Source organism: Limnoraphis robusta CS-951 (assembly GCF_000972705.2).
Map to the genome: position 1 here is coordinate 1 of NZ_LATL02000184.1, position 26,492 is coordinate 26,492.

The following is a 26,492-nucleotide window of genomic DNA, read 5'->3' on the forward strand; positions in this document are numbered from 1 at the left end:
AACGTTCATCCAGTCTTGTTTGTAGCTGTTCTAATTCCTCTCTTATATCAGGGGTGTCTACAGTGTCTACAGAACTGTTAACAGAGGTGTCTACAGTGTCTACAAGACTGTTAACAGGGGTGTCTACACCTTGATGGATGGACAGTAGCAGTCTCTTAGCTGCAAGGTTGAGACTTTCACCGGGTTGACATTGCTCTCTAAGCCAGTCCAAGTCACTGTTTGAGAGTCTAAAGCTAATCATTTCACTTGCCATGTATACACCTGTCTACACTACCTGTCTACAGTGTATACGGTAGGTGTCTACAGTGTCTACACTACCTGTTTACTGGTGTCTACACCCTACTAGCAGATAGACTAGACTAAAATATCATTGGCCATGTTGAAAGATTTAAGTTACGCCGCCTTCGGATTGTTGGTGATGGTTCAGAAAAAGTTTAGCGATCGCCCATTCCTTCTAAAAGACGTTCTCAATCGGGGTGAGTCAGCCAGCTCAACCAAGAAACTTTTAAGGGAACTGGTAGATGCAAGTTTTATCTCATCCGGTCAACTCAAGCAATCAGCAACAGGTTATTTTTCAGTCCCACACTACCGACTGATTCAACCCCTACCTATCTCCTTTCTCAGTGATGAGGCAACAGATCAGTCAGTTAGAAAGACAGTAGAGCTGAGACAGTAGAAAAATTGAGAGTTAAGCATAGAGGTTAAGCACCCTTCTGTTGAGGGGTGTTTTTTGTGGGCTAGTCATACCAACTTGGAGCCTGTGAAGGTCTAAACCATTTATAACTAAAAGCTTTCAAGAGCTTCTTATCAGCCTTTCTACAACGCTTAAAATACTCCCAGTCAAAAAGATGATCATGACGGGAGTCAACAAAAGCGTCACAGCGACAGCAATAATACTCAGTTCCTCTTTTATCTCCATGAAAGTAGAACCTTTGCTTACTCATACTGTGGTTTACCTCCTTTACTGGTAAGCGTTCCTCTGGAACACCAAATCAGTATAGTGGAACAGTATGTGGAACACAATCAAATCCTTACAGAGTAAGAGATATAACATTACTGTTCCACAGTTCCACATAATTTCTAGATTTGTAATTAGAATCTGGCTTTCCCTCTCCACTTCAATAGATAGTTACTCTAAATGGAGTGAATTCTGTCATCACTCCAAATTCACTCCAAACTCACTCCAAAGTGGTTAAGCTGTATTGTCTGAAAGTGCCTCTAATTAAAGCTGGCGGTCGGATTTGAACCCACAACCTTCCGATTACAAGTCGGATGCACTACCGTTGTGCTACGCCAGCAAAGCTTGTCAGTTTCTTGACTTTACCAATTATAGCAAAAAAAGTCAAACTCGCGCTACTTTTTTTAGCTAGGTTCACAGTTTTTCTAAATAACTGAGTAGATCAGCCATTTCTTGAGGACTGGGCTGAAATTGGGGCATCGGAGGCGTTTCACCACTAATCACTTGCTGAATGATACCGACTGGTGATTTCCGTTGAGAAAGGTCTTGCAAGCTTGGCCCGACTTGATCGGTTGCTTTTTGGACATGACAGCCTGCACAATTCATTTGAAAGATCGCATGACCTTTAATCGGATCTCCATCTAGGGATAAAACTTGCTCAACATAGGGATCAGAAACATGAATCATGTTTAACCCGAATAGCCACAGCAGAATGAGCAACATAATCCCTACGGCGAATAGGGACACTCGTCTGAGCAGGACTGGGATTTCAATGTTAGCAAGCTGATTATTCAATGCTTCCTGATATTTCGAGAAATATCTACAAAAAACTTTACGTATTAAATAGCTTAATGCAGTCAGAGCGAGTTATCAATCCCAAATTGGAAATCCATGATCACAAAGGAGTTTAACTCTAGAGATAATTGAGTATTTTTGTCAACTTTGATGAAGATGTGGGGCGGGAGTCAAATTGAGCAATTGAAAGATTGCGACTCACCAGTAATATGCGATATTAATTAAGATTACGATCTTCTCATCACATTAAGGAGAGTTAACATGGTAGAACCTTTACTTTCAGGTATTGTACTCGGTCTGGTAACTGTTACCCTAGCTGGATTGTTCTTTGCGGCTTATCAGCAATATCGCCGAGGCAATCAGTTAAACGGGTAAAAGAGCAGTGGGGACAAGGAATACAAAAATCACGCCTTTGTCCCTACTTTGATCACGTTGCTCGTTTTCTCAAACATCTGAGACACAATAAAACGTCAGGGCAGTATTTCCATAAACTTTCTCCCGACAGACTTGTAACCCCAATACGGGTTTAACCGTCCATCGTTTCGGATCATGTTCGACGGCGACTTCACCATCGGGGGTGAGGAGTTGATAGTTGGCGATCGCTTCGATAACGGGTTGATACAAATCACTCGCATAGGGCGGATCGAAGTAAATGCGGTGAAATTGCTGTCCGGCTAAGGTTTTCAGTCGTCCTAATACATCACCCCGAATTACCTCAAAAGTTTGATTGGAAGTGGCTACCTGTTGCCAATTTTGGCGGATAATCTGACAGGCTGGGCTTGATTGTTCGATCGCAATTGCCCGTGATGCCCCACGACACAGGGCCTCAGCCCCCATTGAACCACTCCCCGCACACAAATCTAACCAGTCACAACCTGTGATGCTGTTTTGCCAGATATTAAATACCGCTTCTCGAACTCTGGCAAGGGTAGGACGAGTTTGTTGTCCGGGTAAGGTTTTTAGAGGGCGATTGCCGTATATTCTCAAACTCATGGCACAACCAACAAATTAATGCTGAGAACTTGCACTGACGGGTGATTTTTGAGCAGATTTACGGTTGACAAACTCTACAAAATTACTCAACATTTGTAGTCCAGCCGTTGAAGATTTTTCGGGGTGAAATTGTACCGCCATGACGTTTTGATGAGCGACTGCGGCGGTTACAGTTTGGCTTCCGTGAGTAATGGTAGCGGCTATAATTTGCGGGTCTGTGGGTGCAACATAATAGGAGTGAACGAAGTACACCCAAGGATTTTCATCGATATTTTTCCACAAAGCAAGATGGGGTTGAGTCAATTGCAGTTGATTCCATCCCATGTGAGGAATTGTCAGTCCGGGTTCTGACTGAAACCGTCGCACAGTTCCCGAAAAAATGCCAATTCCGGCTTCGGTTCCTTCTTCTGAGTTTTCAAACAAAATTTGCAAACCGAGACATATTCCTAAAAAGGGAACTCCCGACGCAATTACCTTTTGAATGGGTTCGACGAGATGACGGGATCTCAAGTGTCGCATGGCGGGGTCAAATGATCCAACTCCCGGTAAAACCACTGCATCGGCTTGTTGAATTTCCGCAGGAGAATCCGTAATTTTTGGGATAGCCCCTGCTTTTTCTAAACCTTTACAGGCGGAGTGAAGATTTCCCATGTCATAGTCGATTACTGCGATCACCGCCATTCAACTCGCGCTCCTTATCTTGCGAATACCCCTATTATTGTACGTCTTTTTTGAGGCGGAAAATCTTAAGGGACGATCCAAATTGACCCGCGTTGGAGGCTTTCAAACAGTTGATCGAGATAAATTTGAGTCGTCGGGGAGAAGGATTGTTCTGAGAGGATAGCAGACTTGAGGAGTTGGTAGTCTAGGGGGGTAATTTGGCGGAAGGTGAGAACCCGCTTGATGATGGCTTCGAGGGAGAGAGTAGAGGTAGATGTTTCAGCTAACATGGCTCAACTGCAATTTCTGGGTTAACAATCTCTATCATCTCGCGATCGCTCGATATGTTCTGTGATAGGTGAGTTGAGTGTTTTGTGAATTTTGTCAGTCTAAGTTGTGATCTTTATCCGTATGTTTACGGAGATGACGAAAAAACAAGGGTTTTGCTGACCGTATTTTTACGGATTATCTTGAAATCCTCAAGCGGATCATTAAACCGTTACAATTTATTGCTCGAGCGTAAAACCCCGTCCCAAGAGTGGGCGGGGATGTAAGCGAGCCAGAGTCTCTGGTACAATACGAATACCTATCACCAGACTAGACATTTCTTGACTGCAACTTGGTATGTTGGAGAACAGGAAAAAGTGGTTTGTCCGTGACGATAGAAGTGGTCAAAGACCAGCCCCGATGAGTGTGAGGGATGCCCCAGGAGTGGGAAGAACAGAAACTTCTTCTCTCTACTGCTAGTCAGACGGAGAGACTTTCTTACAGTCAATTACCCCTATGCGACAGATCCGAAGTGGTCTAGTTGCAAGCCACATCCCCTTGTGGGTGGGGCATTTGACGAGTTAGAATATATTAGTATTGGAGGCAGTCCAACGGTTTATACACGTCCCCTGGCTCGTTTGATTGAACAATTGCAACGCCTTCCTGGAGTTGGCCCTAAAACCGCTCAACGTCTGGCGATGTATATTATTAAACGTTCTGATACAGAAGTTGAAGCGCTCGCCCAAGCTTTGTTAGATGCGAAAAAACAGGTAGGCTTGTGTAAAGTCTGTTTTCATTTATCGGCTGAACCCATTTGTGAGATTTGTCGCAACCCCCAACGAGATAATGAAACGATCTGTGTGGTGAGTGATTCTCGGGATGTAATTGCGATTGAAAAAACCCGAGAATATCGGGGAAAATATCATGTTTTAGGGGGTGTTATTTCGCCGATGGATGGTATTGGGCCAGAACAATTAACGATTGAACCGTTAGTGCGGCGGGTTAGTCAAAACAAAATAAAAGAGGTAATTATTGCCATTAGTCCGAGTGTAGAAGGCGAAACCACAACGTTATATGTTGGACAACTTCTTAAACCCTTTACTCGGGTAACACGCATTGCGTTTGGTTTACCAATGGGTGGAGATTTAGAATATGCCGATGAAATTACTCTCGCTCGTGCGTTAGAAGGAAGACGAGAATTTGATTGAAGAAGGAGTCACCGAGTCACCGAGTCAGGAGTTAGAAGTCAGAATCAATGGGTTGGGGATTCGTGCGCCCCAATTCATTATGGACGTGCAGACGGTGGGGATTTATACCCCATAAGGCTGTTAAGTCAGCCTTCAAGCTGGCAGAATTTAAAGTGCAATCGCGCCAACATTAGAACCAACAAAATCCCTAACTTTATCCTAAAATTTAGAGTGTTTTGCTTCTCCCAACGTTAACGCGATCACCTATTTTCAAAGAATTTAATCTCAGAAAATGCCTAGAGGCAATTGACAAGAATTGACTAGCTAAAAAGTTCGCTAGAAGAGGTTTCTGATTCGAGATTAAACAACATTTCCAAAGTAGCCATCGCTCGACGTCGGGCTTCAATATCTTGCTGCGCCCGCAGTTGTACCATCGGATCATGAAGAATTTTATTGACAATTCCTCGGGTTAAGGCTTCAATTACTTCTTGATGTTTTTCGGCAAATTCTGAACCTAAACGAGACAACGCTTTTTCTAATTCTTGTTCTCGAATGCCTTCAATTTTTTGTCTTAAACAACTAATAATTGGCACGGTTTCTAAACTCCGCCACCAGACATCAAACGCCTCAACTTCTTCTTCGAGTAAAACTTCAGCTTCTTGAGCCATTTGACGGCGAGTTTCGTGATTTTGAGCGACAACCGCTTTGAGATCATCGACATTAAATGCTCGAATATTCGGCAATTCACTGACATCCGCCGCCACATTACGCGGAACTGAAATATCAACCACCATCAAGGGTTTATCAGGGTCTAAAGCTGCTTCTAATTTAGCGCGATCTAAAATCGGTTCCGTTGCACCTGTACTGGTAAAAACAATATCAGATTCAGAAATTGCCTTCATCATTTCTGACAACGGAAGCAATTGTAAATCAGCCTCTCGAAACTGACTCGCTAATTCTTCCGCCCGTTGTAGAGAACGGTTAACAATAGCAATTTGAGTCGCGCCTTTTGACAGTAAATGCTGCACTAATAAGCGCGACATTTTACCCGCCCCAATAATCGCAACCCGATAGCCCCGGAGATCTTCTAATTTCATTTGTACCAGTTCTACGGCTGCCGAACTAATGGAAACTGCACCTGTGCCAATATTCGTTTCGGTACGCACCCGTTTTCCGGCGGTAATCGCTTGTTTAAATAAGCGGTTGAGAATTTGACCAATACCTTGATAACGTTGACCGAGTTTGTGAGTTTGTTTAACTTGCGCCAGAATCTGACCTTCACCTAAAACTAAACTATCCAAACCCGCCGAAACTCGCATCAAGTGCATAATTGCATCTTCATGGAGCAAAGTAAATAAATGAGGACGCAATTGTTGTAAGGGTAACTTGCTTAATTCTGACAAAAACTGAGTCACTTCTCGAATACCCGGTTGAGTTTCCGAAGCCACCACATAAATTTCCATGCGGTTACAAGTGCTAAGAACAGCCACTTCCTCAATATGAGGATAACTCAACAAATGAGCGATCGCACTTTCGATTTGTGGTTCTGGAATACTCAGTTTTTCTCGAACATCAACGGGAGCCGTTTTGTGACTTAAACCTACAACTGCAATATTCATAAAACCGTTGTTTGTTAATTTTTTTTTGTTAGTAACTTGCTTTGAGGGCGGACTGAACATCGTGATCATCAATTCTAGATAGTCCGAGATCAGTCTCAAACTCACCCTGATCGAGAAATGGGGAATTACTGATCAAGTTTTTCAAGTTCAGTTCCCCATTCCTTACTCCTCTACCTTTAGTGTAGCTGTAGAGATTTCGGTTGATCGAACATATGGATTGTATCGACAAACCGAGCAGTCATAGACTGAGAAGAAATAACCAAACTCTGAGTCCGTGCGCCACCGTGGAAGAAGCGAACCCCTTCCATCAGCGTTCCGGGAGTAATTCCACAGGCAGCAAACAACACCGTTTCACCGGAAGCCAACTCTTCAGCATTGTAAACGCGATCAGGGTCGTTAATTCCCATTGATTTTAAGCGTTCTAAATTGCTTTCTTTGCTTTCTCCGATTAAACCTGTTCCGACCACTTCGGGATCATAAATCAGTTGTCCTTGGAAATGACCCCCTAAACAGCGCATCGCTGCCGCAGAAATCACCCCTTCAGGTGCCGCACCAATTCCCATCAACGCATGAATATTCGTTCCTGAGAAGGCACAAGAAATCGCCGCAGAAACATCACCATCACTAATCAGTCGAACTCGCGCCCCAGCAGCACGAATTTCGTTAATTAAATCCTTGTGACGAGGACGATCCATCACCACAACCACCATTTCTTCAACACTGCGGCTCATGCAGTCTGAGAGAATTTTCAGGTTTTCGGTAGCTGATTTGCGAATATCAACATGATTTTTCGCCACAGCCGGGGCTGCTAACTTCTTCATGTAAAAGTCAGGTGCCGCAAATAGACCGCCTTTTTCAGAAATGGCTAAAACCGCCATTGAACCATTTTGACCGTAGGCGACTAGGTTTGTGCCTTCACAGGGGTCAACTGCAATATCGATTTCTAGTAGTTGGCTGGGATCGCAAAAGCTCGAAGCATTTTCTTGAGTACAAATGCCAACTTCCTCACCAATATAGAGCATCGGTGCCTCATCCCGTTCCCCTTCCCCGATCACAATGCGGCCTCTCATGTGAATCTGGTTCATGCGCTTCCGCATTGCTTCGACAGCCACTTGGTCGGCAGTATTTTTTTCTCCTTTACCCATCCATCGAGCCGAGGCGATCGCTGCCTGTTCAACGACTTCGATGATCTCTAAACCAATGACATTATCCACGAATTTTATCCTCCCAACATCTGAGCTTGCCGGATTCGATTAGGCACTCCCAGTGTTAAAGTCTATCAGAGGCAGGGATCGGCTTGACATTCTCTAGCCGATGGTTTGTGTTAAGTTTTGCTTCTTTGTTCTTCTTGTCCTCTGTCTCCGCTAACCTCAAGAGCCGTTTGAATGAACATTCTGATTTTGGTTTAATGTAAAAGATAGCAAAGCTAACTCAACTTCAGCATAATTCGGCAGCACCGAAACCTTATCTCCTGCTGAACTGTTTCTTCCTATGCTCCCTGCTGATGGGCAATGTCAGTACAAAAAAACCATGAGCAATACCGTCAGCACCCCGCTCTAAAGAGACGGGGCATCATGCTTCTCTTTTTAGGTAGCTGACCAGCCTAAGTCCCTTGAGGACTACGTTATCGGTGAGAGTTAACGTTCCTACCCTGAGATGCTTGCCAGTCGAAGGCTCATGAACCACAGCATTAAACAGTCCTACGAGGGGTAAGACAGTGTGTTGTGGAAAGTACCGACCGATAACATTGGCGAGGCAAACATTACCCCAGAAATGGGTGTTGGGGGCAACCATACCCCCATTAATTTTTTTATACAGGCGGTTTTAACCGCTCGTGTCGTTTTTCCTCCCCGGTCAAAAGACACGGGGCTTCCAAACTCCCGGAGGTTTCTCGTGATTGTTATTCAAGATTCCGATTTTGAAACCGAAGTCCTGAGTGCTGAACAGCCTGTTTTAGCTTACTTTTGGGCGACTTGGTGTGGCCCGTGTAGACTGGTGTCGCCTTCTATTGAAGCTATTGCTCAAACCTATGGCGATCGCTTGAAGGTTGTTAAGCTAGAAGTAGAGGTCAATCCCAATGCAGTTAAAACCTGCAAAGTAGAAGGTTTACCCGCTCTGAGGTTCTTTAAAGATCAACAAATGATTGCATCCCACGAGGGAGCGATCACCAAAGAAAATTTACTAAAATGGGTTGAACAAGAACTTGAGAACAGCAAAAATTCCTAATCGCAGAAAGTGTCAAACCAAGACTTTCTGAGTGAGGACGGGTGAACGCAGTTGCTATAGGTTTGAGGAAATCTAGCCTTTAGTTAAACTTTACCCGTTCTGTTTTTTTTTCTGAGAACTGATACCGTTTCTCTTGAATAGTGCAACTAAGTCCCACCCCCTTTTTTAGAGGGCATCAAGGGGGGGATAGCATCTTTTGAAGGGGCTGGGGGGAGCAATTAGATGCAACTTCATAGAGAATTGGTATGATGCAGAATTCCCGAAGTCGAATTGAATAATTTTTGTACAAATTGTTGAAAATCAATTGAAAATAAACTCCTGACGGCTATGCAGTTTTCCCAGCGTTTACAACTTCTGCAATCTAACGTTTTTGCGGATATGGATCGCGCCAAAGCCAAAGCGTTAGCCACCCAACGAGATTTAATTGATCTCTCTCTGGGTTCCTCTGATCTCCCGGTTGCCGATCGTATTTTAGATCGTATCCGAGACTCTATTTCTGATACTAGCACTCACGGTTATGCCTTATTTCACAGTACCCAAGCCTTCCGAGAAGCTGTAGCCAACTGGTACACCCGCAAATATGGCATTTCTGCTGATCCTGAAACCGAAGTCTTACCGTTAATTGGTTGTCAAGAAGGAACCGCCCATTTACCCTTAGCGATCCTGAACCCTGGAGATTTTGCACTGTTACAAGATCCCGGTTATCCTTCTCATTTTGGCGGTGTTTGTTTGGCTGGGGGTCAAATTTACACCATGCCGATGTTAGCAGAAAATGGCTTTTTACCTATATTTGAAGACATTCCTGAAGCCGTTTTAACTCAAGCCCGAATGATGATTTTGAGTTATCCTCATAATCCCACAACAGCGATCGCCCCGTTGTCGTTTTTTCAGAAAGCCGTTGAGTTTTGTCAGAGACATGATTTAATTCTTGTCCATGATTTTCCCTACGCTGACTTTGTGTTTGGGGAAAATCTCCCGCCTTCTATTTTTCAAGCCGATCGCAAAAAAACGGTATCTATCGAATTTTTTACCTTCTCTAAGTCCTACAATATGGGGGGCTTTCGCATCGCCTACGCCATTGGCAATTCTCAAGTGATCCAAGCGTTACGACAGGTAAAAGCTGTAGTTGATTTTAACCAATATCGGGGGATTCTCAACGGGGCGATTACCGCTTTAGAAGAACCCCAGGAGTTGATCAAACACACTGTTGACACCTTCCGACAGCGACGGGATGTATTTGTTCAAGCCATGCAGGATATCGGCTGGACTATTCCCACACCCCCAGCAACATTATATGTCTGGGCGAAGTTACCTGAACCTTGGAGTCAAGACTCGGTTCACTTCTGTACTCAGCTTGTCGAACAAACTGGCGTTGCAATTTCTCCCGGTGTGGGGTTTGGGAAGTCAGGAGAAGGATATGTTCGTTTTGCGTTGGTTCGTCCCCCTGAGATTTTAACCCAAGCCGTAGAGAGAATCGCTGAGTTTCTCCAAAAATCGGGCTAACTTTTCCCATCTCAGTCTGAGTCTACACTCTAAAAACCCGGTGCGCGACAAAGTTACCGGGTTTTTATTCCCCAATTCAAGCAAGTCATCAGAGTTTTTACGAGACTTTAAAATAATAAATGAGCTATTTTTTCACTTCTCCGTAAATATACTGAGATTTTTTTTAAAGTAAATTTAGTTGATTCTACGGATTTAATTTACCTTTACACAGGCTATAATAAATTCATCGAAGATTTATAGATTTTCCCGTTCAAGTCTGTTTATAATGGGCGTAGACAGAAAAGGCTAATCAAAAGAAAGAAGTAAAACAGATGATTAATCATCTAGGTTTAAAGGCTAGCAAGCTCTTCCTACCATCTCTTATGGGTCATCTCTAAAAAATCACATATTTCTCACAGAATCAGGTGACATGAATCACAAATAAACTAGAAAAATCTAGGTTAAAACAGAATCATCATCACCTCAAAAGTTAACCCCGATAACACACTTTTAACACTCAGGAGAACTAAATCATGTCTGGATTAATCAATAAATTTGTCGTAGGTGCTTCAGTTGTCGTTGGAATGAGCGCAGTTGTAGCTCCTGCTCAAGCAGCATTTCAAATCAACGGTAGTGATTATATACTGTATAACTCTAACGCCACTAATACTTACGCTGATCCTAGTGCTAATGTTAACGAACTCCTCATGGGTGATAGCAGCAGCCCGACAGGAAATGTAGAACTATTTGCAGGTAGTGAAAAACTAACACTACAGCAATTCAAAGAATCTAACTCTGTTACCTCTATCTCAGGAAGCTACCAAGGTAAAGATTTAACCATCAGCAGCTTAACAGCTACAGACTGGTTTGGTGCAGATCTCAATACTAAATATGGTACAAACAACTTTGCTAACACATATTTCAATGCGTTCTTTGATGCAGCAGTTAAAAGCAGTGTTAAGTCGATGCTAACTATGACAAATCAGCTCTCTTCAAAAAAAGAACAACTCTACAATGCGTTCTTAACCAACAACTTGTTCCAAGCTTCCAGTGACCCCAACATTTCCTACGTTACAGATAATGGTAGCGACTTGATGCTTGGTTTAGCAGGTCACATGAATCTTAAGACACAATACGGTTCACAACTTGGAGAGTATGCCTTTGCTCTGAATGATAACTTCCAATTGAGTGAAGCAGTTAAGGTTAACTATGGTGGTGTAGAACAGCTTCTTTTTGGTACTGTAGCAACAGCAACGGGTCTAAAAGAAGTATCGGATGGCGTTTCTCATAACGGAAACTACGAAGTTTCTCTCCAGGGTGTAATTGAAAAACCCCCGGCTGCGGTTCCTGAACCCTCTACAATGTTAGGCTTAATGGCTGTGGGTGGACTGTTTGCTGCTGCAAAACGCAACTCCAAAAAAGCTTAAATTTTACAATTTTTGTTTATAGTCTGAGTCATGGGGGGAGCTAAACAGCTCCCTTTTTTTTATCGGAAATCGGAGTTTTAGCAATCAGCAGAGAGCGTGTTTACAACTTCTTTATGTTCTTTGTGCCTTTGTGGTTAAATGAGGCTTTATCCTAGTCAATATACCAGCACTCACTGCTATAACTCCATAAATTCAATCCTTGGCCCTGTTGAATCTTTAACCATTCCCACTCCCGTGAAACCCCAACGTTGTAAAATTGCTTTGAGTTGAGAACCCGAAATCGATTCTACACTAAAACGATCAGCCACATCCCAAGCGTGTTTATTAAGATAACTCAACGCCTCAAAATCTTCAGAAAAAATCAACAAAAAGCCTTGAACAGAATCGGGGTTTGGTCGAGCGGTAACATATTGACCATCGATTTTTGAACGCAGAAGATAATAAATCTGAGAATACATTTAAATTCCTGTTTTCCAACTTTCAAGAAAGGTTCAAATGAGCAGAAAAATCTAACTTTAGAGTTTATTTTCCTATTTTAGATTTTCTAACTTAATGCGCGGATCAACAACTTTCAGCAGCAAATCCGCCAAAAGATTCCCAATAATTAACATCACCGCACCCATCATCAAACTCGCCATCACCAAATACAAATCTTGCTGTCTAACGGCTTGTAAAACCAGTTTACCCAGTCCCGGCCAATTAAAGAAGTTTTCGGTAATAAAAGCACCGCCTAATAAACCCGCAAACTCAAAACCGAGTAGCGTAATTAAAGGATTAATCGCATTTCGCAAAGCATGAACATAAATCACACGATTTTCGGGAAGTCCTTTTGCGCGTGCAGTTTGAATGTAGTCTTGACGCAATACATCCAATAATTGTCCGCGCATTAATCGTTGTAAACCCGCAAAACTGGTGATACTTAAAGCAATAGTCGGTAAGATCATATGCCATGCTAAATCGGCAATTTTCCCACCTAAAGAAAGATCTGGAAAATCAATGCTTGTCATTCCGCCAATGGGAAATAAAGGAGAAGTATTTTGAGCCAGATAGAGTAATAATAAAGCCGTGATAAACGCGGGGAATCCTTGACCTGTATAACTAACGACTTGCAAAACTCGATCTAGCCTTTTATTTTGATGAACGGCGGCAATAATTCCCAGAGGAATGGCAATCGCCCAAGTCACTATCAGAGAGGAAATTGCCAGTAATAACGTGGGTGGAACTCGTTCCCATAATAACTCAGAAACGGGTCTACGGTTCTCAAAACTAAAGCCAAAATCTCCTTGAGTCAGAATTTGTTTTAACCAAATCCAATATTGTTGAACCGCAGGTTTATCTAAACCAAACTGTTCTCGGAGTTGTTCAATCGTTTCTTGGGAAATTTGCGGCATATTCTCATATTTATCTAAGAAATTGCCAGGTGCAAGCTGAGTAATGGTAAAACAAAGCGCTGAGGCTAAGAGGAGAGTAATAGCAGCCTGTACAAGTCGCTTGGTAATATAAGCAAAAGTGTCATTGGCAAATAACGATTGAATAGAATCCCAAAAGCGCTTTCCGACTTGAGTAAAAGTTTCACTGGTCATTGCAACTATCAATTCAAAAGTAAAAAGTAGAGACGTTGTAGGCAACGTCTACAGAAAAGTTAGAAGTCTTACCCATTTCCGATTTTGTTGCGACGAGGAAATTCATCAATTTTTAGCAAACATTTTGGGAATGGGTATCCCTCATCCGATGGTGAACTACTCGTATTGTAATAAACTCACAATCGGTACATCGGGCAAATTTTGTCGTCCGGCTAGGGCGATTAACTCAATAATAAAAGCCAAACCCACCACTTCGCAGCCCGCTTTTTCCACTAATTGAACCGTAGCTTGGGCGGTACCGCCTGTGGCAATCAAATCATCAACAATTAATACCCGACTCCCCGGCAACATGGCATCTTGGTGCATTTCCAGGCGATCCTTGCCATACTCTAACTGATATTCAACGGCATAGACAGGCGCAGGCAACTTTTTCGGCTTGCGAACCGGGACAAACCCAATTCCCAACTGATAAGCCAGAGGAACCCCAAATAAAAAGCCCCGAGACTCCATACCGACGATGTAATCTGGAGAGAGGGATGAGGATTTTTCGGTCAATTGGTCAATGGTATACCGTAAACCTTCAGGATGAGACAACAAAGTTGTAATATCCCGGAAGACAATTCCCGGCTGAGGAAAATCTGGAATATCACGAATCAGAGACTTGAGATCCATAAATCGTTAGGATAGGTGTAGTGGTTGATCTTCCCACGGTTTAAACTTGTGGGTATTTTGGCTCGAGTTTTGTAAGCCATACCCCCATTTGGGGGTCACGGGGGCGAACGAGCAGGCGAACAGACGCCTCAAAAATCCTACACTAGAAGATTACAGAGTTTAGCAGTATACATTGCTAAATTGCAGCAAGTCATTTAGCGGTGTATCCCTAGTTGAGAAAATGTCAAAATGCTCATTGAGAGTTGATCGAAACCAATTCGGATCAGAATAGATTATAAAAATTGCGGGTATCCCTAAATGATCTCCTGTTCTTTAAAGTTATATTCTTCTCTAGCCATTGCCCGTCTGTCGTGAATTTCGTTAACCGTAAGTGTAAATGCAAGTAGAAAGTACCACCACTCCCTCAACCCCGATCATTTTGGACAGCTTACCGGATTTTCCGCTCTCCGATAAAGGATGTCCTCGTCGTACCCGTTTGCAAATCGATCTGATGTTGCTGGCAATTGAAGCATTATATCTCGGCGGTTCTGAACATATGTTGGCGTTGATCCCCCAACTCGAACTGCAAGATATTATTAAAAATAGGGTGGTATTGTGGCAACTCCGCAGCACGAACCCTCTACGCCGTAACAGTCAGCGACGCCCATTGAGTCTTTCAGAAGCCAAAGCGTTAGTTGTGATTATCTGTAGTTTGGGGCGGAGATTAACCGTTCGGATTCGTCAGTTATTGATGGACTACGAACAGATGAAAAAGAAGCAAAAGCCGATTGAACAGAACTTACAACTGTCGAGTTATCTTGAACGCTTTCGCGCCCACTTTCGCAGCCGTATGAATCCACGTCGAGCGGGTGTGATGGCTTATAGTTCTAATGAGAAGTTAGATGCTCTGGCGATGGACTTGTTGAGAAAATTGCTATTTTGTACTGGCACTGCCGGAATGCAAAGATTTTGGATTAGTTTGTTTGATGGAGAAATAGAATGACAATAGAACGTCAGTACAGTTTGCCCAACTGCAAGCTGATTTTACAAGGCTTAAGTGATGGTAGCAGCAGCCCCAACGACAAACGCCCTCCCATCTCGCTGCTGATGAACGCTGAATGTCATTTTGTGGGTCATCCTCAACCCCTAACGGGCGGACGAGATTTTTTTGAGAGTTTGGTCAAACAAGTTAGTCAATACGCTCAAGGCTTTCTCAGTGGCATCTCCTTACCTGAGTCTACAAATGGTCAGAAGGAGATTGTCCAAATGCAAAGAATTGATGAAAATTTGCATCGGTTAGTGGTTGATTATTCTAACAATACAGAACCATCCACACCGAACGCCTCAACCCAACAAGTTGATTTGAATACGGTACAACTGTTTGACCTTGTAGAAGCTGTTGATCAATTTTTTGCAGATTCGCGCACTTTACCTGAGCTATCCTTGCAGTTGCGCCCCCTCTCGAGAAACACCCTCAAAGCTGAAAAACCCCTGACTGAACGGGCCTTACCTGCGGCGATTGGTGTATCTAGTATAGCAGTGGCGGCGATCGCTTTATTCTTTATTCCGGTTCCTGATGTTCGCCGTCCTGAAGAACCTGTTCCTCAATCTCAAAGCCAAACGGAAACCCTGGAAACTCCTACTGCTAGCGGTTCGGCTGATCCGCCTATCTCACCCACTCCCCTGCCAGAAACCCCTGAACCGTCTTTAGAGTCTAGCCTGACTTCTCCCCCGTCTATTAATGATCCCGTTGAAGTCGAACGTCTACAAGCGTTGTTGGTTGAGGAAATCAACCGAGAATGGTTAGCAGAACCCACTTTTACAGAACCGTTAATTTATCGGGTGAGTGTGGCTGCCGATGGTGCAATTGTCGGTTATAAAGCGATTAGTAATGTCAGTTCCACTGAAGAAGATCAAATTCCTTTGTCTCAACTTTTGTATAAACCTGTCGGAACTCGCACTTCTGATGAACCTTTAGCAGATTATCAAGTGATTTTTAATCCTGATGGTATTTTAGATGTGACACCCTGGAACAAGAACAGCGAAAACTAATTCTAACAATCAACCCCATGAGTTTTTGGGGGGAGACTCATTCCAACTGCGAAAAGTTGTCCCCTTAACCGGATAAACCCTTAATCACACCGAAAAATTCTGAGAACTTGCGGGTTGGACTGGCTTCTCTCTACCCCAGAATTGATCAGTATGGGCGGCAGGGATAGTCCCTACAATGAAACTCAACCCGCCCCTACTCCTTTTCTACCCCAAAACATTGACCGATGACTAAATCATCTCCCCAAGCCAAAAAAATTCCCACCCCGAAGCCTCGAACTCCTGTTTCTGTTGTTGTGCTGTCTATTTTGTTTCGGCTCCTGTTACTCGGAGTTGGAGGCGGTTTTTCCTGGATAATCGGTATGACGATCGCTCATGTTTATCCGAGTACCAGTTCACAACCCCCCTTAGTCGAAAAGTTATTCTTTCGTTCCTCTGAACCTCAAACCTCCCCAACTCCTCTTTCGACTAATATCTCATCCCCTTCTCCCTCTCCGATTTCACCTCAAGTTCAACTCAATAGCCAACAGCGTCAGCAACTGCAAACTCAACTCCAAGACCTGCAACAGCAACTCAATACGCTTATTGGTCGTACCGCCGCCCTGGAAACGCAACTGGGAATTAGTCGCCCCAGTGAAACCCTCGAAAAACGTCTACAAATTATTGACCGACAATTATCAACTGAGGATCTGAGTCTGAGTAGTTCTCCGCCTCCTGCTGTGACTCCGACGATAACTTCCTCTTCCTCCAACCGTTTTCGGGGTTCTCAAGGCTTGGTGGTGACGCTTCCGAGTGATGTGTTATTCGTGACGAACACGAACAGTCTGCGTCCAGGTGCAAGTGTCATTCTAGATACTTTAATTGCGGATCTCGAAAATTATCAAGGGGCAGCCGTGCGGGTAGCCGCTCACACTGATAATACAGGTAATCCTCAAGATAATCTGAGTCTGTCCTTACAACAAGCTGAGGCGATCGTTGCCTATCTTTCAACGGCGGCGGGTTTAAAGTATCATTGGGTCGCGATTGGCTATGGAGAAGGTCAACCAACGGTCGAAAATAATTCTAATACCAATCAACAGCTTAACCGACGGATTGAAGTGGCGATTGAACCCTAAACAGTCACCTGTGCGCGTAGGGGCGGGTTCTACCCTTAATATCTGCTTCTAACTCCCAATTGACTTAAACCTGCCCCTAGAGAATTCCCCATTCCCCATTGCCTCCATGAAAATCATCTTTTTTGGTACGCCTTTATTTGCGGTTCCCAGTTTAGAACGGTTGATTAATCACCCGGAATTTGAAGTGTTAGCCGTTGTCACTCAACCGGATAAACGACGAGGACGGGGCAGCCAGTTAACGCCTTCTCCGGTGAAATTAAAAGCTCTAGAGCATCAAATTCCGGTTTGGCAACCGAAACGGGTTAAAAAACACACAGACACCCTGTTGAGCCTGCAACAAGCCGCTGCTGATGCGTTTGTTGTTGTCGCCTACGGACAGATTTTATCGTTGGAAATTTTGCAGATGCCCCGTTTAGGCTGCATCAATGGTCATGGTTCGATTTTACCCCAGTATCGCGGCGCGGCACCGATTCAATGGTGTCTTTACAACGGTGAGACGGAAACCGGAATTACCACGATGTTGATGGATGTGGGAATGGATACCGGGCCAATGTTGCTGAAACAATCTTTACCGATAGGATTGTTAGATAATGCGGTTGATCTGGCTCAACGTTTATCCAGTTTAACGGCTGATTTATTAGTCGAAACCCTGATTAAGTTAAACAACCGCGACATTCAACCCATCCCTCAAGATGACACTCAAGCCACCTACGCGCCTCTAATTAAACCTGAAAATTATCAGCTAGACTGGTCAAGGTCTGCACTCGCCCTTCATCACCAAGTTAGGGGATTTTTCCCCAACTGTGGGACTCAGTTTCGAGAAAAAGATTTAAAAATTAGTGCAACGGTGCCAATAGGTGTAGAACTTCCCCCAGAGTATCAGGAACTGGCTCAACAATCGCCTCGGTTGTCGCAGTTATCGGGAAAGCCTGGAGAAATTGTCCAGATTGTTAAACGATTCGGGCCAATTGTACAGACGGGTGAGGGATTATTATTATTGCAGGAAGTGAAACTCGCGGGAAAACGGGCGCAGTCGGGTTGGGACTTTGCCAATGGTACTCGTATCGCTTGCGGAGAAATTTTGGGTTAGAATTGAGCTACAAGCAGGGTCGGGTCGCTACTCCCCAAAAATCAGCCTCTTGATTTAAAAAACATCTTTATCTGATCGATCCAGTCTTGAACTGATCACTCAGAACCGTTTTTTAAGTCGATTTCTACGCTCACTTCACCACGTTGTTGAAGTGCAATTTTTCAGTTGAGTTTAACCCCCCATATTTTGCAATTGATCGCGGTGCAATCTTATTGTTATTTTTTTTTTGAACTTCTCTTTCCAATGCTATCTGTTTTAGACTAGGATAGAGCAAAAAGAGTAGCAGTAGAACTTAGCGGAAAGTTGAGATGGTTAGCCAAAGCCCCCAGGTCAATTTTGAAGTCATCTTCCCAGAAAATATTCCTCATGTTCATCTTCCCGTTCGCTTGAGTGTCCTTGAAGCGGTTGCTTTCAAAAGCACCTGTCAGGCACTCTTAATCGCCGATCCGCCTCCCCAAAAAGTAGTCCTTGATTTCAATGAAACGACATTTATTGATAGTAGTGGAGTCGGTGCTTTAATTAGCAATCTCAAAACCGCAAGAGAAAAAGAAATTGAGTTGATTCTGAAAAATGTTGGCCCTCAAGTGATGGCCGTTTTTTCGCTCACCTCTCTGGATCAAGTTTTAACAATTGAGTTAAAATCTGACTCCGTTGCTTCTACTGATCTTAAAGTCAATAAGTCGATTAATAACAATCAGCTTCCGGTTACTCATCCCTCGGTTCGTTCTTGGGTGAAACGTTTGATTGATATTGTCGGTGCAATTGTTGGATTAGGAATTACGGCAATTTTATCGGTTCCGATTATTATCGCGATTAAACGAGATAGTTCGGGGCCGATTTTCTTTGGTCAAGTTCGTTGTGGTTGGATGGGAAAAAAGTTCCGGATGTGGAAATTTCGGTCAATGACAGCCGATGCAGAACAGCGTAAACATGAGGTTCCTAACGAAGCCACAGGTCATATTTTTAAAAATACAAATGACCCCCGAATTACCAACGTAGGTCGTTTTTTACGACGAACCAGTTTGGATGAACTGCCTCAATTTTGGAATGTTTTAAAAGGAGATATGAGTTTAGTGGGAACTCGTCCTCCAACTCCAGATGAAGTTGAACGATATGAAGTTCCACAATGGCAACGCTTGGATGTCAAACCGGGAATGACGGGAGAATGGCAAGTTAGTGGTCGTTCTCAAGTTAAGGATTTTGAAGATATTATCCGCCTGGATTTACAATATCAAGAAAATTGGAGTTTGATCTATGACTTGCAACTCATTATAAAAACTATAATGGTGTTGTTTAATAAAAATAGTGGTGCAATGTAATCAAATTCATGGGAGATGATACGCTTGTGGTGCGATCGCATCTTCAGGTTCAGACCGATCTGAATGCCCTGAATGAGATTCTACAGTGGTTTGAAAAGCAAACCTCAACTGTTTTGTCTGAGGATCTGTCATATCAATGCAAAATTGCTCTGACAGAAGGCTTTACCAATGTAGTTCGCCATGCTCACCGTACCCTTTTATCCACAACACCGATTGACTTAGAAGTGACGATTTTCCCCCATTACATTGAAATGCGAATTTGGGATCTCGGTCAACCGTTTGACTTAGAACAGACTCTCCAGTATGTTCGTCATTTACACACAGATCCCCTCGCCCATGAGGGAAGTCGCGGACTTCTATTTATGCAGAAACTCACGGATGAGTTATTCTATACTCGCACAGAGGATGAACGCAATTGTTTGTTAATGCGAAAACGAATTTCTAAATCCTTCTAAGGTTAAATCAGGGACATCTACTCTTGGTCATTAATCACGGTAAAAACAACGGTTAGCAAGGAAAAAAAGCGTCGCATCCAATTTACACTCCCTGTTCTTGAGAGTAATGACGACTTTAAACCCTGAAAGTTATCGCAGTGAGTGCTAGTATCTTTACAAGGATAAAGCCTCATTTAATTACCAAGACACAAAGAACACAAGGAAGTTGTAAACAGGATCTCTGCTGATTGCTATATTACAGTTTTCTTAACTCCCAAATCGAGAATTCATTAATCATTTTATGGACGAAAGCCAATCTGAATGGAAACGCCTAGATCGCTTTGTTGAAATGCGTTCAGCTTGGCTAACCGTCATTGGTGAACATTTCCAAGATGATCTAGGAAAAAATTTGGAGTATTGGCGAGTTGAAAAAGCGGATTCTGTCGTGATTTTAACGATGAAATCTGATCAATTTTTGCTTCCCGTTCCCATCTATCGCCCCGGTTTAGATCAGGTTACGCTTGATTTTCCAGGAGGACGAGTTCCTCCTGATCAAACACCGGAAATAATGGTTCCTGATATCTTAAAACGAGAGTTAGGAATTGTTCCTGAAGATATTTTTAAACTCACGGCGTTGAACCGAACAGGTTGGGCAATTAACAGTTCTTTTTCTAATCAAAAACTTTACGGTTTTGCTGTACAAATTCATCCTGATGCTGCGGTAATTTCCGAAAAAATTGGTGCAACTTATCCCATCACTTTCTCTGGAATTAACGCTCTACTCCAAGATTTAACCTGTCTTCAATGTCGGGCGATGGTATTAGAATGGGAACGAATTCGCACCTCACCAGTGATGTAGGGGCGGGTTCTGCAATATCTTTACTACTACTCTAAGATTGAGGTAAACCCGCCCCCCTGAGAAGAAGTCAGAAGTCGTGAGGTCAGAAGTCAAAAGGCTCCGGGGCGGGTTTATATTAGTTATTGCTGGGAAGTATGAATTTTTGCGGAACCCGCCCCTACTGAACTCCTGAACTTCTGACTTTTACCTGTTCCCTATTTATTATCTAACGGGTAAAGGTTCAGGCTTCAATAATTCCGTTAGCATTTCCGCCGGAGGATCGTTATGAGGCCAAGCAAAGGCATGACGAAATGCTGCTCGTTGACAGGCTTGTAATTGACGAAAATCAATGATATCCAGCGTCAACAAATTCTCATACTCAAACGGTAAACGCACATTATGCAGTCCGGCGTTATCGGTACAGATTGCAATATCAACTCCCGCCTCAAAACACCGTTCAAATACTACTTTTAGCTGACGGATATCTTCTAGGGTTCCTGTCTTAATATAAGTCGTCGGACAGACTTCTAAACATTGCTTTTGACTGGCTAATTCGCTTAATAATTCTGGATATTTTAACGGAATTTGGATGCCATGACCAATTCGCATTAAATAGGGGAGAAGTTCGGGATAACAACCGTCTGCTGTTTCATAAACATGACCTGTTGTTTTTAACCCTTGTGATCGCGCATATTTGTACAAGCCGACAAACTCATCGAGGCGATCGCGATAATGAGCATCTCCGCCTGCTAAATCCACTGCACAAACATATTGAGGCATTTGTGCCGCTAAGTCAACAATGGCTTTATTCACCTCGTAGGGAAGCCGAGAGTGCATACAGAGAATTTGACTGGTAACGATGGGATATTCGTTTAACTGGCTGGCTTTCCCGACAATTTCCACCACTTGCGCCATTGCTTCTATCCGTTCCGACTGACTGAGGTGTTCGGGTGTCCGCAAATAAGGTGTATAACGTAATTCTAAATAAGCCAAATTTTCAAAGGTGTACGCCCCTCGCATTAACCGATAAATAAAATAGGGTAATGTCTCAGCCGTTTGGACGTGTTCCACCATTGTATGCAGTTCTAAATACTCATCGAGAGTATTACGAGGCTTGGTATAAAATTCCTCAAACTCTGGGTATTGGGGGAAGCGTTGGGCTAAATCCTCACTATGGCGTCGGAAATACCGCCAGAGAACTCGGGGAACAACTGAACCACCTAGATGGCGATGTAATTCTGCGTGTAACGTCATAAGAATTTTAACTCAATTGAATCAAAGAACAGCATTGGGTCTCGGGTTATCGAGACAGAGAAGATATTGAATCGCCCTATCAGAATTTCTTGATATGCTTCTAATCTTAACAAAACTTAATGGTTTCAGCTTGACAAGAAATTATTTGACAGAAATAATACAGGGTGAGAAAATCAAGATTTGTGTAAACTAGAAGCTTGGCGTAGAATTCCCTTGGCTAACGTAATTGTGGTCGGTGCCCAGTGGGGTGACGAAGGAAAAGGTAAAATAACCGATCTGCTGAGTCGTTCGGCAGATGTTGTGGTTCGCTACCAAGGCGGTGTGAATGCAGGTCATACCGTTGTTGTCAATGGTCAAACCTTTAAACTGCATTTGATTCCCTCGGGGATTTTGTATCCCGACACGGAATGTATCATTGCAGGCGGGACGGTGATTGACCCGAAGGTACTGATCCAAGAACTTGATCAAGTCGAAAGCCTCAATGTTTCTACAAGCAAGCTAAAAATTTCTCAAACGGCTCATGTTACGATGCCGTATCATCGACTGTTTGACCAGGCTTCAGAAGAACAACGGGGAAACCGTAAAATCGGAACAACGGGCCGGGGTATTGGGCCGACCTACGCAGACAAATCAGAACGGACGGGTATTCGGATGATCGATCTGATGAATCCCGAAGGATTGCGAAGTCAACTCGAATGGACGATTAGCTACAAAAATGTCGTCTTAGAAAAATTGTACAACTTACCGCCCCTTGATGCGGAAGCAGTTATTGAAGAATATTTAGGCTATGCCGAACGCCTACGTCCTCATGTGGTAGATTCTTCTTTGCGGTTGTATGAAGCCATTCGCCGTCGGGAAAATATCCTGTTTGAAGGGGCGCAGGGAACCCTTCTAGACCTCGATCATGGCACCTATCCCTATGTAACCTCTTCTAACCCGATAGCCGGCGGTGCTTGTGTGGGCGCAGGTGTGGGGCCAACAGTCATTGATCGGGTGATCGGGGTAGCGAAAGCTTATACCACTCGTGTGGGCGAGGGGCCATTCCCGACGGAAATGGTGGATGGAGTGGGAGAGATATTATGCGATCGCGGGGCTGAGTTTGGGACAACAACCGGAAGAAAGCGGCGCTGCGGTTGGTTTGATGCGGTGATCGGACGGTATGCGGTGCGAGTCAATGGGTTAGACTGTTTGGCGATTACCAAGTTAGATATCTTGGATGAATTAGACGAAATTCAAGTTTGTGTTGCCTATGATATTGACGGGGAACGTTGCGAAAATCTTCCCAGTGATCCGCGTCAATTTGCCCAATGTAAACCGATTTATGAGACTTTACCCGGTTGGAAAAAATCAACTGAAAACTGTCGAGATTTAGAAGATTTACCGAAAGCAGCGTTAGATTATTTGAAGTTTCTCGCGGAAATTATGGAAGCGCCGATCGCGATCGTTTCTCTGGGTGCGAGTCGCGATCAAACGATTATTATTGAAGACCCAATTCACGGGCCAAAACGGGGTTTATTAGATTCTAATGGTCAACCCGTTTAGTTTAATTGTCGGGTGAGTCAGAGCGTTAACGTAACGAAAATACCGATAATTTTGTTTATTTAATCGTCGGGTTGGTCAGAGCGTTAACGTAACCAAAAAACCGATCAATTTGTTTGAATAATTGTCGGGTGGGTCAGAGCGTTAACGTAACCAAAAAACCGATAATTTTGTTGTCAGACCCACCCTACCCTTGATCAATTTGAGATGGGAAGCATAGATAAGAATGAAAAGTAATCAACAAGAACAACGGGTTGAGAAGCGAGTCACTTACACCCTGGAAATTAACGGAAAGTTCTTCTTAGTTGAAAATGTTCCCGCTCGTGTAAACGAAGAAACAGGCGAACAGTTTTTTTCTCCATCAACTGTGGAGCATTTACAACAAATTATTCTTAATGAAACACAGCCGGATCTGGTTATTGAAACTCCCGTGTACAACTTGGGATAAAATCCATAATTGTGCTATCCGGCTCACTCTACCATTTCAAGGTGATTTGCCAATCTTAATTTTAGCCTTTAGAATGAAGATATAAAAGCATTAATCCTTGTAATTTATTGAGGCGCTCTCAATGCCTAGCCTTGTTCAAGGAACGAGTGGACTATTCCAACTCACTCATGGAGAGATTCAGAGTCGCCTTGATCAGCAGAAGCTATTCGGGTTAGACGAGTTACAGAAGTCTTTATTTAACTTTTGTAAAGTGATATTAACTCCTGACAAGTCAATCCTGCGAAAATTAGGGTTCTACGATCTCGCCCCCTCAGTCCTCCTCTACGGGCCACCAAATACAGGTAAGACCAGTTTATGTTACTTCTTGTTTGATCGGCTCAAGCAAGAGGTTACAAATGAGATTAATTTTTATACAGTAGATGTGGGAAGAATGCTAGATCCTGCTCTCGGTCAATCTTCCCGAAATTTAGCGCAAATTTTTGATGATTTACGACAGGTTTGTGCTGATGATTCCTCCGCATTTCTGTTATTAGATGAACTGGATGCTTTTTGCATGAGTCGTTCTCGCGAACAAGAACATGATGCTGTTCGTCGAGCGATGACAACATTGATGCTAGAACTTGATCAATTACGACCCTCGGTAAGTCAACGTTTGATTGTATTTGGTGCAACCAATGTACCTCATCTAGTTGATACCGCAGTTGTTCGCAGATTTACATTAAAGCATCATGTAAATGCTCAGTTATCACCGGATGAGTTTACAGCTTATCTAAACTATTTAAACCAAGAAATAAACTATAAATTTAAGCCTGAAGATTTTATACAACTCTACGAAATTTATAAGGTTCGAGGGTTTACAGTCGGAGATATTAAAAATTTGTACAAGATTTTATTCATTGAAGTCTTATGTACGAAAGGGGAATTCTCTATTGCAGATAGATTGCTGGAACTCTTTCAGCAAGGATTTTCAACGGGTGAACATTTAGCTAAAACTTATCAGGAGATATCCAATGTCTGATCAGCAATGGGAAACAGATGAAGATCGCATGATGTACAAGTTAATGGTACATAAAAAGTTTATTGGATGGGTCATCGAGCGACTAGAATCAGAAGGAATTTCAGCAAGAAGAACCACAGGAATGGACAGGAAAGGGGATATTCTCCTTATTAATGAAGAAGATGTTCCTCGTGTTCAACAAATTGTTCGTGAGATTCAAAATAAGTATAATTAGTTAAGAGGTAAACATGGCACATCTTGAAATAAAAACGAAAAAGAATATTTATCCAGGGGAGGCGCAGAAAATTATAGATAAAGGAACGGTGACTGCAATCTTAACCACAGGAACAATTTCTCTCAAAGCCAAAGCTTTATTTGATCAAGCTAATATTGCTTGGGCTGAAAATGTTCCGGAAAAAGAGTTTATGGAATCTGAAGCTAAGGAGGAAGGTTAATGTTGTCTATCAGCTTTTACTCAATTAAAAAGACATCAGATAAGTCTTCGCAAGTTCTAGAGTTGAATGAACCAGAGGTTATAGAGATAGCAGATGATCTTTATCAGGATCTCGCAAAATCTGAATTTTCAAAAATTGGTCATAATCAATCTATCAAAGTCAAGATAGAAGATGAGGAAAAGGACTTAAAACTGGTAGAGTTAGAAGCAAATGTTCGTAATAAATTGATTAATTTTTTGAAGGAAAAAATTCTCGGGGAGAGTGAAAAGTTTACTCCAATAAAAAGCTCGGCATCAAAGGATGAAATAAAAAATATAGGTTTTCCTGTCATTGCACGAATGAATATGCTGAATGAAATTAGAGCTTTATTGGAAAATAAAAGTTATCAGTATTTAGATCGAACTGATTAACTTCGTTTTTTTAACAAATCGGCTCATCATATACTTGTCGGGTGCGTCCGATCATTAACATAACGAAGAAACCGATAATTTTGTTGCCTAACCCACCCGACCCGAAGATCGCGATCGCCATTTGCAATTAATCTTCTATCTTTGATATGATAAGAGTTTGTGCCTGTCTGAAATCAAAGGCGATCGCTGTGATTGCAGCATATCCTCACAGGCTTAAGCCTATAATGTTAACTCCTAATAGAGATTATTGAAACATGGCAATTACAATCGAATGTCAAAAACGCCCGGAAGGAAGCAAACCCAACGCCTTGCGTCGTGAAGGGTTAATTCCTGCTGTTTTGTATGGTCATCAGGGTACTGAGTCAATTGAACTCACCCTAGACGCGAAAAAGGCTATCCTGTTGATGCAAAATGCAATTGTCAACAAAACTGTGATCGAACTCAGCATTCCTCATCTATCCTGGAATGGTCAAACGGTACTCCATGAAGTTCAATCTCATCCTTGGAAGCCCTTACCTTATCACTTTAGCTTTTTTGCAGTCAAAGAAGAGGCTTGAACTCCACTAGCCCCCAGCAACCTCCCCAATCCCCTGAAGATCGGGCAGGGCCGTTTCAAAGTCGATAAACATTTGCTTAGAACCTCTCCCCCAACCCCTCTCCAATCCCCCCTTGATCCCCCCTTAATCCCCCCTTGAT

32 protein-coding genes and 1 tRNA gene are annotated in these 26,492 nt (G+C 43.0%); 21 read left to right on the plus strand and 12 right to left on the minus strand.

From position 1 onward, the window contains the following. On the minus strand, nt 1–253 hold a 253-nt coding region (locus tag WN50_RS36270; protein ID WP_049559767.1), incomplete at its 3' end, for a hypothetical protein. Nucleotides 254–376: 123 nt separating this feature from the next. Here WN50_RS36270 and WN50_RS36275 point away from each other — a divergent pair. Next, entirely contained in the window at nt 377–676 is a 300-nt protein-coding gene (locus WN50_RS36275; protein WP_046279507.1) for a hypothetical protein, read from the plus strand. Between the two features lie 550 nt (nt 677–1,226). On the opposite strand, the gene WN50_RS15825 is transcribed toward WN50_RS36275, so the two are convergent. After that, nucleotides 1,227–1,298, minus strand: a tRNA-Thr gene (locus WN50_RS15825). A 74-nt stretch (nt 1,299–1,372) separates the two neighbouring features. Next, complete coding sequence (locus WN50_RS15830) at nt 1,373–1,681, minus strand: c-type cytochrome (protein WP_342586759.1); 309 nt, start codon at nt 1,679–1,681, stop codon at nt 1,373–1,375. 333 nt (nt 1,682–2,014) lie between these two features. Between WN50_RS15830 and petG the strand changes: the two genes are divergently transcribed. Next, nucleotides 2,015–2,128 (plus strand): cytochrome b6-f complex subunit V, encoded by a 114-nt coding sequence (petG, locus tag WN50_RS15835; protein ID WP_009786821.1) that lies wholly within the window; start codon nt 2,015–2,017, stop codon nt 2,126–2,128. 69 nt (nt 2,129–2,197) lie between these two features. On the opposite strand, the gene rsmD is transcribed toward petG, so the two are convergent. From rsmD to WN50_RS15850, 3 genes are all read right to left on the minus strand, one after another. Beyond that, nucleotides 2,198–2,746: a 16S rRNA (guanine(966)-N(2))-methyltransferase RsmD gene (rsmD, locus tag WN50_RS15840; RefSeq protein ID WP_046279505.1), complete on the minus strand. Its 549-nt coding sequence runs from the start codon at nt 2,744–2,746 to the stop codon at nt 2,198–2,200. A 15-nt stretch (nt 2,747–2,761) separates the two neighbouring features. Next, nucleotides 2,762–3,427: an imidazole glycerol phosphate synthase subunit HisH gene (hisH, locus tag WN50_RS15845; protein ID WP_046279504.1), complete on the minus strand. Its 666-nt coding sequence runs from the start codon at nt 3,425–3,427 to the stop codon at nt 2,762–2,764. A 65-nt stretch (nt 3,428–3,492) separates the two neighbouring features. Continuing rightward, a complete protein-coding gene (locus WN50_RS15850; RefSeq protein ID WP_046279503.1) occupies nt 3,493–3,696 on the minus strand; it encodes a hypothetical protein in 204 nt (67 codons plus the stop codon). A 537-nt stretch (nt 3,697–4,233) separates the two neighbouring features. Here WN50_RS15850 and recR point away from each other — a divergent pair. Both recR and WN50_RS36930 read left to right on the plus strand, forming a co-directional pair. Further along, on the plus strand, nt 4,234–4,881 hold the full coding sequence (gene recR, locus WN50_RS15855; RefSeq protein WP_425354812.1) for a recombination mediator RecR: 648 nt from the start codon (nt 4,234–4,236) through the stop codon (nt 4,879–4,881). After that, nucleotides 4,874–4,996, plus strand: coding sequence for a hypothetical protein (locus WN50_RS36930; protein WP_281062889.1), 123 nt, complete (start codon nt 4,874–4,876; stop codon nt 4,994–4,996). The genes recR and WN50_RS36930 overlap by 8 nt, the downstream gene beginning before the upstream one ends. Nucleotides 4,997–5,180: 184 nt before the next feature. Here WN50_RS36930 and WN50_RS15860 read toward each other — a convergent pair whose 3' ends face one another. After that, entirely contained in the window at nt 5,181–6,479 is a 1,299-nt protein-coding gene (locus tag WN50_RS15860) for a glutamyl-tRNA reductase (protein WP_046281765.1), read from the minus strand. Between the two features lie 176 nt (nt 6,480–6,655). Further along, complete coding sequence (gene glpX, locus WN50_RS15865) at nt 6,656–7,693, minus strand: class II fructose-bisphosphatase (protein WP_046281764.1); 1,038 nt, start codon at nt 7,691–7,693, stop codon at nt 6,656–6,658. A gap of 679 nt (nt 7,694–8,372) precedes the next feature. On the opposite strand from glpX, the gene WN50_RS15870 reads away from it, so the two are divergent. The 3 genes from WN50_RS15870 to WN50_RS15880 all read left to right on the plus strand — a co-directional run bounded on the left by WN50_RS15870 (nt 8,373) and on the right by WN50_RS15880 (nt 11,614). After that, nucleotides 8,373–8,705, plus strand: a complete 333-nt coding sequence (locus tag WN50_RS15870; RefSeq protein WP_046280311.1) for a thioredoxin family protein — start codon at nt 8,373–8,375, stop codon at nt 8,703–8,705. 327 nt (nt 8,706–9,032) lie between these two features. After that, complete coding sequence (locus WN50_RS15875; RefSeq protein ID WP_046280299.1) at nt 9,033–10,208, plus strand: LL-diaminopimelate aminotransferase; 1,176 nt, start codon at nt 9,033–9,035, stop codon at nt 10,206–10,208. A gap of 512 nt (nt 10,209–10,720) precedes the next feature. Then, nucleotides 10,721–11,614 carry an NF038130 family PEP-CTERM protein gene (locus WN50_RS15880; RefSeq protein ID WP_046280300.1) on the plus strand — a complete coding sequence of 298 codons (894 nt, stop codon included), beginning with the start codon at nt 10,721–10,723 and terminating at the stop codon, nt 11,612–11,614. 176 nt (nt 11,615–11,790) lie between these two features. Here WN50_RS15880 and WN50_RS15885 read toward each other — a convergent pair whose 3' ends face one another. The 3 genes from WN50_RS15885 to WN50_RS15895 form a co-directional block, all read right to left on the minus strand. Then, nucleotides 11,791–12,072: a hypothetical protein gene (locus WN50_RS15885; RefSeq protein ID WP_046280301.1), complete on the minus strand. Its 282-nt coding sequence runs from the start codon at nt 12,070–12,072 to the stop codon at nt 11,791–11,793. 72 nt (nt 12,073–12,144) lie between these two features. Next, nucleotides 12,145–13,197: an ABC transporter permease gene (locus tag WN50_RS15890; RefSeq protein WP_046280302.1), complete on the minus strand. Its 1,053-nt coding sequence runs from the start codon at nt 13,195–13,197 to the stop codon at nt 12,145–12,147. A 156-nt stretch (nt 13,198–13,353) separates the two neighbouring features. Then, entirely contained in the window at nt 13,354–13,869 is a 516-nt protein-coding gene (locus WN50_RS15895) for an adenine phosphoribosyltransferase (protein ID WP_046280303.1), read from the minus strand. A 376-nt stretch (nt 13,870–14,245) separates the two neighbouring features. On the opposite strand from WN50_RS15895, the gene WN50_RS15900 reads away from it, so the two are divergent. From WN50_RS15900 to WN50_RS15930, 7 genes are all read left to right on the plus strand, one after another. Further along, on the plus strand, nt 14,246–14,851 hold the full coding sequence (locus tag WN50_RS15900; RefSeq protein ID WP_046280304.1) for a DUF3038 domain-containing protein: 606 nt from the start codon (nt 14,246–14,248) through the stop codon (nt 14,849–14,851). Beyond that, nucleotides 14,848–15,900 carry a DUF4335 domain-containing protein gene (locus WN50_RS15905; RefSeq protein WP_046280305.1) on the plus strand — a complete coding sequence of 351 codons (1,053 nt, stop codon included), beginning with the start codon at nt 14,848–14,850 and terminating at the stop codon, nt 15,898–15,900. Before WN50_RS15900 ends, WN50_RS15905 begins: the two co-directional genes overlap by 4 nt. 224 nt (nt 15,901–16,124) lie before the next feature. Next, nucleotides 16,125–17,012, plus strand: coding sequence for an OmpA family protein (locus WN50_RS15910; protein ID WP_046280306.1), 888 nt, complete (start codon nt 16,125–16,127; stop codon nt 17,010–17,012). A 106-nt stretch (nt 17,013–17,118) separates the two neighbouring features. After that, nucleotides 17,119–18,102, plus strand: a complete 984-nt coding sequence (gene fmt / locus WN50_RS15915) for a methionyl-tRNA formyltransferase (RefSeq protein WP_046280307.1) — start codon at nt 17,119–17,121, stop codon at nt 18,100–18,102. Nucleotides 18,103–18,410: 308 nt separating this feature from the next. Then, nucleotides 18,411–19,421, plus strand: a complete 1,011-nt coding sequence (locus WN50_RS15920; RefSeq protein ID WP_046280308.1) for a sugar transferase — start codon at nt 18,411–18,413, stop codon at nt 19,419–19,421. 8 nt (nt 19,422–19,429) lie between these two features. Beyond that, nucleotides 19,430–19,876, plus strand: a complete 447-nt coding sequence (locus tag WN50_RS15925; RefSeq protein WP_046280309.1) for an ATP-binding protein — start codon at nt 19,430–19,432, stop codon at nt 19,874–19,876. A 280-nt stretch (nt 19,877–20,156) separates the two neighbouring features. Beyond that, on the plus strand, nt 20,157–20,714 hold the full coding sequence (locus WN50_RS15930) for an NUDIX hydrolase (protein ID WP_046280310.1): 558 nt from the start codon (nt 20,157–20,159) through the stop codon (nt 20,712–20,714). 201 nt (nt 20,715–20,915) lie between these two features. Here WN50_RS15930 and WN50_RS15935 read toward each other — a convergent pair whose 3' ends face one another. Then, nucleotides 20,916–21,947, minus strand: a complete 1,032-nt coding sequence (locus tag WN50_RS15935) for an adenosine deaminase (protein ID WP_046279773.1) — start codon at nt 21,945–21,947, stop codon at nt 20,916–20,918. Between the two features lie 213 nt (nt 21,948–22,160). Here WN50_RS15935 and WN50_RS15940 point away from each other — a divergent pair, with 213 nt between their 5' ends. From WN50_RS15940 to rplY, 7 genes are all read left to right on the plus strand, one after another. Further along, nucleotides 22,161–23,489, plus strand: a complete 1,329-nt coding sequence (locus WN50_RS15940) for an adenylosuccinate synthase (protein ID WP_046279780.1) — start codon at nt 22,161–22,163, stop codon at nt 23,487–23,489. Nucleotides 23,490–23,712: 223 nt separating this feature from the next. Continuing rightward, nucleotides 23,713–23,934 carry a hypothetical protein gene (locus tag WN50_RS15945; protein ID WP_046279774.1) on the plus strand — a complete coding sequence of 74 codons (222 nt, stop codon included), beginning with the start codon at nt 23,713–23,715 and terminating at the stop codon, nt 23,932–23,934. Between the two features lie 121 nt (nt 23,935–24,055). After that, nucleotides 24,056–24,952 carry an AAA family ATPase gene (locus WN50_RS15950; RefSeq protein WP_046279775.1) on the plus strand — a complete coding sequence of 299 codons (897 nt, stop codon included), beginning with the start codon at nt 24,056–24,058 and terminating at the stop codon, nt 24,950–24,952. Next, nucleotides 24,945–25,166, plus strand: coding sequence for a hypothetical protein (locus WN50_RS15955; RefSeq protein WP_046279776.1), 222 nt, complete (start codon nt 24,945–24,947; stop codon nt 25,164–25,166). The genes WN50_RS15950 and WN50_RS15955 overlap by 8 nt, the downstream gene beginning before the upstream one ends. A 13-nt stretch (nt 25,167–25,179) precedes the next feature. Further along, nucleotides 25,180–25,386 carry a hypothetical protein gene (locus WN50_RS15960; RefSeq protein WP_046279777.1) on the plus strand — a complete coding sequence of 69 codons (207 nt, stop codon included), beginning with the start codon at nt 25,180–25,182 and terminating at the stop codon, nt 25,384–25,386. Continuing rightward, nucleotides 25,386–25,796 (plus strand): hypothetical protein, encoded by a 411-nt coding sequence (locus WN50_RS15965; RefSeq protein ID WP_046279778.1) that lies wholly within the window; start codon nt 25,386–25,388, stop codon nt 25,794–25,796. The genes WN50_RS15960 and WN50_RS15965 overlap by 1 nt, the downstream gene beginning before the upstream one ends. Nucleotides 25,797–26,050: 254 nt before the next feature. After that, entirely contained in the window at nt 26,051–26,353 is a 303-nt protein-coding gene (rplY, locus tag WN50_RS15970) for a 50S ribosomal protein L25 (protein WP_046279779.1), read from the plus strand. Nucleotides 26,354–26,492: the final 139 nt, after the last annotated feature.

Excerpts from the sequence above, each read along its gene's own strand:
- WN50_RS36275 (WP_046279507.1), top strand. The coding sequence starts at position 377 with ATGTTGAAAGATTTAAGTTACGCCGCCTTCGGATTGTTGGTGATGGTT.
- WN50_RS15830 (WP_342586759.1), bottom strand. The coding sequence starts at position 1,681 with ATGTTGCTCATTCTGCTGTGGCTATTCGGGTTAAACATGATTCATGTT.
- petG (WP_009786821.1), top strand. The coding sequence starts at position 2,015 with ATGGTAGAACCTTTACTTTCAGGTATTGTACTCGGTCTGGTAACTGTT.
- rsmD (WP_046279505.1), bottom strand. The coding sequence starts at position 2,746 with ATGAGTTTGAGAATATACGGCAATCGCCCTCTAAAAACCTTACCCGGA.
- hisH (WP_046279504.1), bottom strand. The coding sequence starts at position 3,427 with ATGGCGGTGATCGCAGTAATCGACTATGACATGGGAAATCTTCACTCC.
- WN50_RS15850 (WP_046279503.1), bottom strand. The coding sequence starts at position 3,696 with ATGTTAGCTGAAACATCTACCTCTACTCTCTCCCTCGAAGCCATCATC.
- WN50_RS15860 (WP_046281765.1), bottom strand. The coding sequence starts at position 6,479 with ATGAATATTGCAGTTGTAGGTTTAAGTCACAAAACGGCTCCCGTTGAT.
- WN50_RS15875 (WP_046280299.1), top strand. The coding sequence starts at position 9,033 with ATGCAGTTTTCCCAGCGTTTACAACTTCTGCAATCTAACGTTTTTGCG.
- WN50_RS15880 (WP_046280300.1), top strand. The coding sequence starts at position 10,721 with ATGTCTGGATTAATCAATAAATTTGTCGTAGGTGCTTCAGTTGTCGTT.
- WN50_RS15885 (WP_046280301.1), bottom strand. The coding sequence starts at position 12,072 with ATGTATTCTCAGATTTATTATCTTCTGCGTTCAAAAATCGATGGTCAA.
- WN50_RS15890 (WP_046280302.1), bottom strand. The coding sequence starts at position 13,197 with ATGACCAGTGAAACTTTTACTCAAGTCGGAAAGCGCTTTTGGGATTCT.
- WN50_RS15895 (WP_046280303.1), bottom strand. The coding sequence starts at position 13,869 with ATGGATCTCAAGTCTCTGATTCGTGATATTCCAGATTTTCCTCAGCCG.
- WN50_RS15900 (WP_046280304.1), top strand. The coding sequence starts at position 14,246 with ATGCAAGTAGAAAGTACCACCACTCCCTCAACCCCGATCATTTTGGAC.
- WN50_RS15905 (WP_046280305.1), top strand. The coding sequence starts at position 14,848 with ATGACAATAGAACGTCAGTACAGTTTGCCCAACTGCAAGCTGATTTTA.
- WN50_RS15910 (WP_046280306.1), top strand. The coding sequence starts at position 16,125 with ATGACTAAATCATCTCCCCAAGCCAAAAAAATTCCCACCCCGAAGCCT.
- fmt (WP_046280307.1), top strand. The coding sequence starts at position 17,119 with ATGAAAATCATCTTTTTTGGTACGCCTTTATTTGCGGTTCCCAGTTTA.
- WN50_RS15920 (WP_046280308.1), top strand. The coding sequence starts at position 18,411 with ATGGTTAGCCAAAGCCCCCAGGTCAATTTTGAAGTCATCTTCCCAGAA.
- WN50_RS15925 (WP_046280309.1), top strand. The coding sequence starts at position 19,430 with ATGGGAGATGATACGCTTGTGGTGCGATCGCATCTTCAGGTTCAGACC.
- WN50_RS15930 (WP_046280310.1), top strand. The coding sequence starts at position 20,157 with ATGGACGAAAGCCAATCTGAATGGAAACGCCTAGATCGCTTTGTTGAA.
- WN50_RS15935 (WP_046279773.1), bottom strand. The coding sequence starts at position 21,947 with ATGACGTTACACGCAGAATTACATCGCCATCTAGGTGGTTCAGTTGTT.
- WN50_RS15945 (WP_046279774.1), top strand. The coding sequence starts at position 23,713 with ATGAAAAGTAATCAACAAGAACAACGGGTTGAGAAGCGAGTCACTTAC.
- WN50_RS15950 (WP_046279775.1), top strand. The coding sequence starts at position 24,056 with ATGCCTAGCCTTGTTCAAGGAACGAGTGGACTATTCCAACTCACTCAT.
- WN50_RS15955 (WP_046279776.1), top strand. The coding sequence starts at position 24,945 with ATGTCTGATCAGCAATGGGAAACAGATGAAGATCGCATGATGTACAAG.
- WN50_RS15960 (WP_046279777.1), top strand. The coding sequence starts at position 25,180 with ATGGCACATCTTGAAATAAAAACGAAAAAGAATATTTATCCAGGGGAG.
- WN50_RS15965 (WP_046279778.1), top strand. The coding sequence starts at position 25,386 with ATGTTGTCTATCAGCTTTTACTCAATTAAAAAGACATCAGATAAGTCT.
- rplY (WP_046279779.1), top strand. The coding sequence starts at position 26,051 with ATGGCAATTACAATCGAATGTCAAAAACGCCCGGAAGGAAGCAAACCC.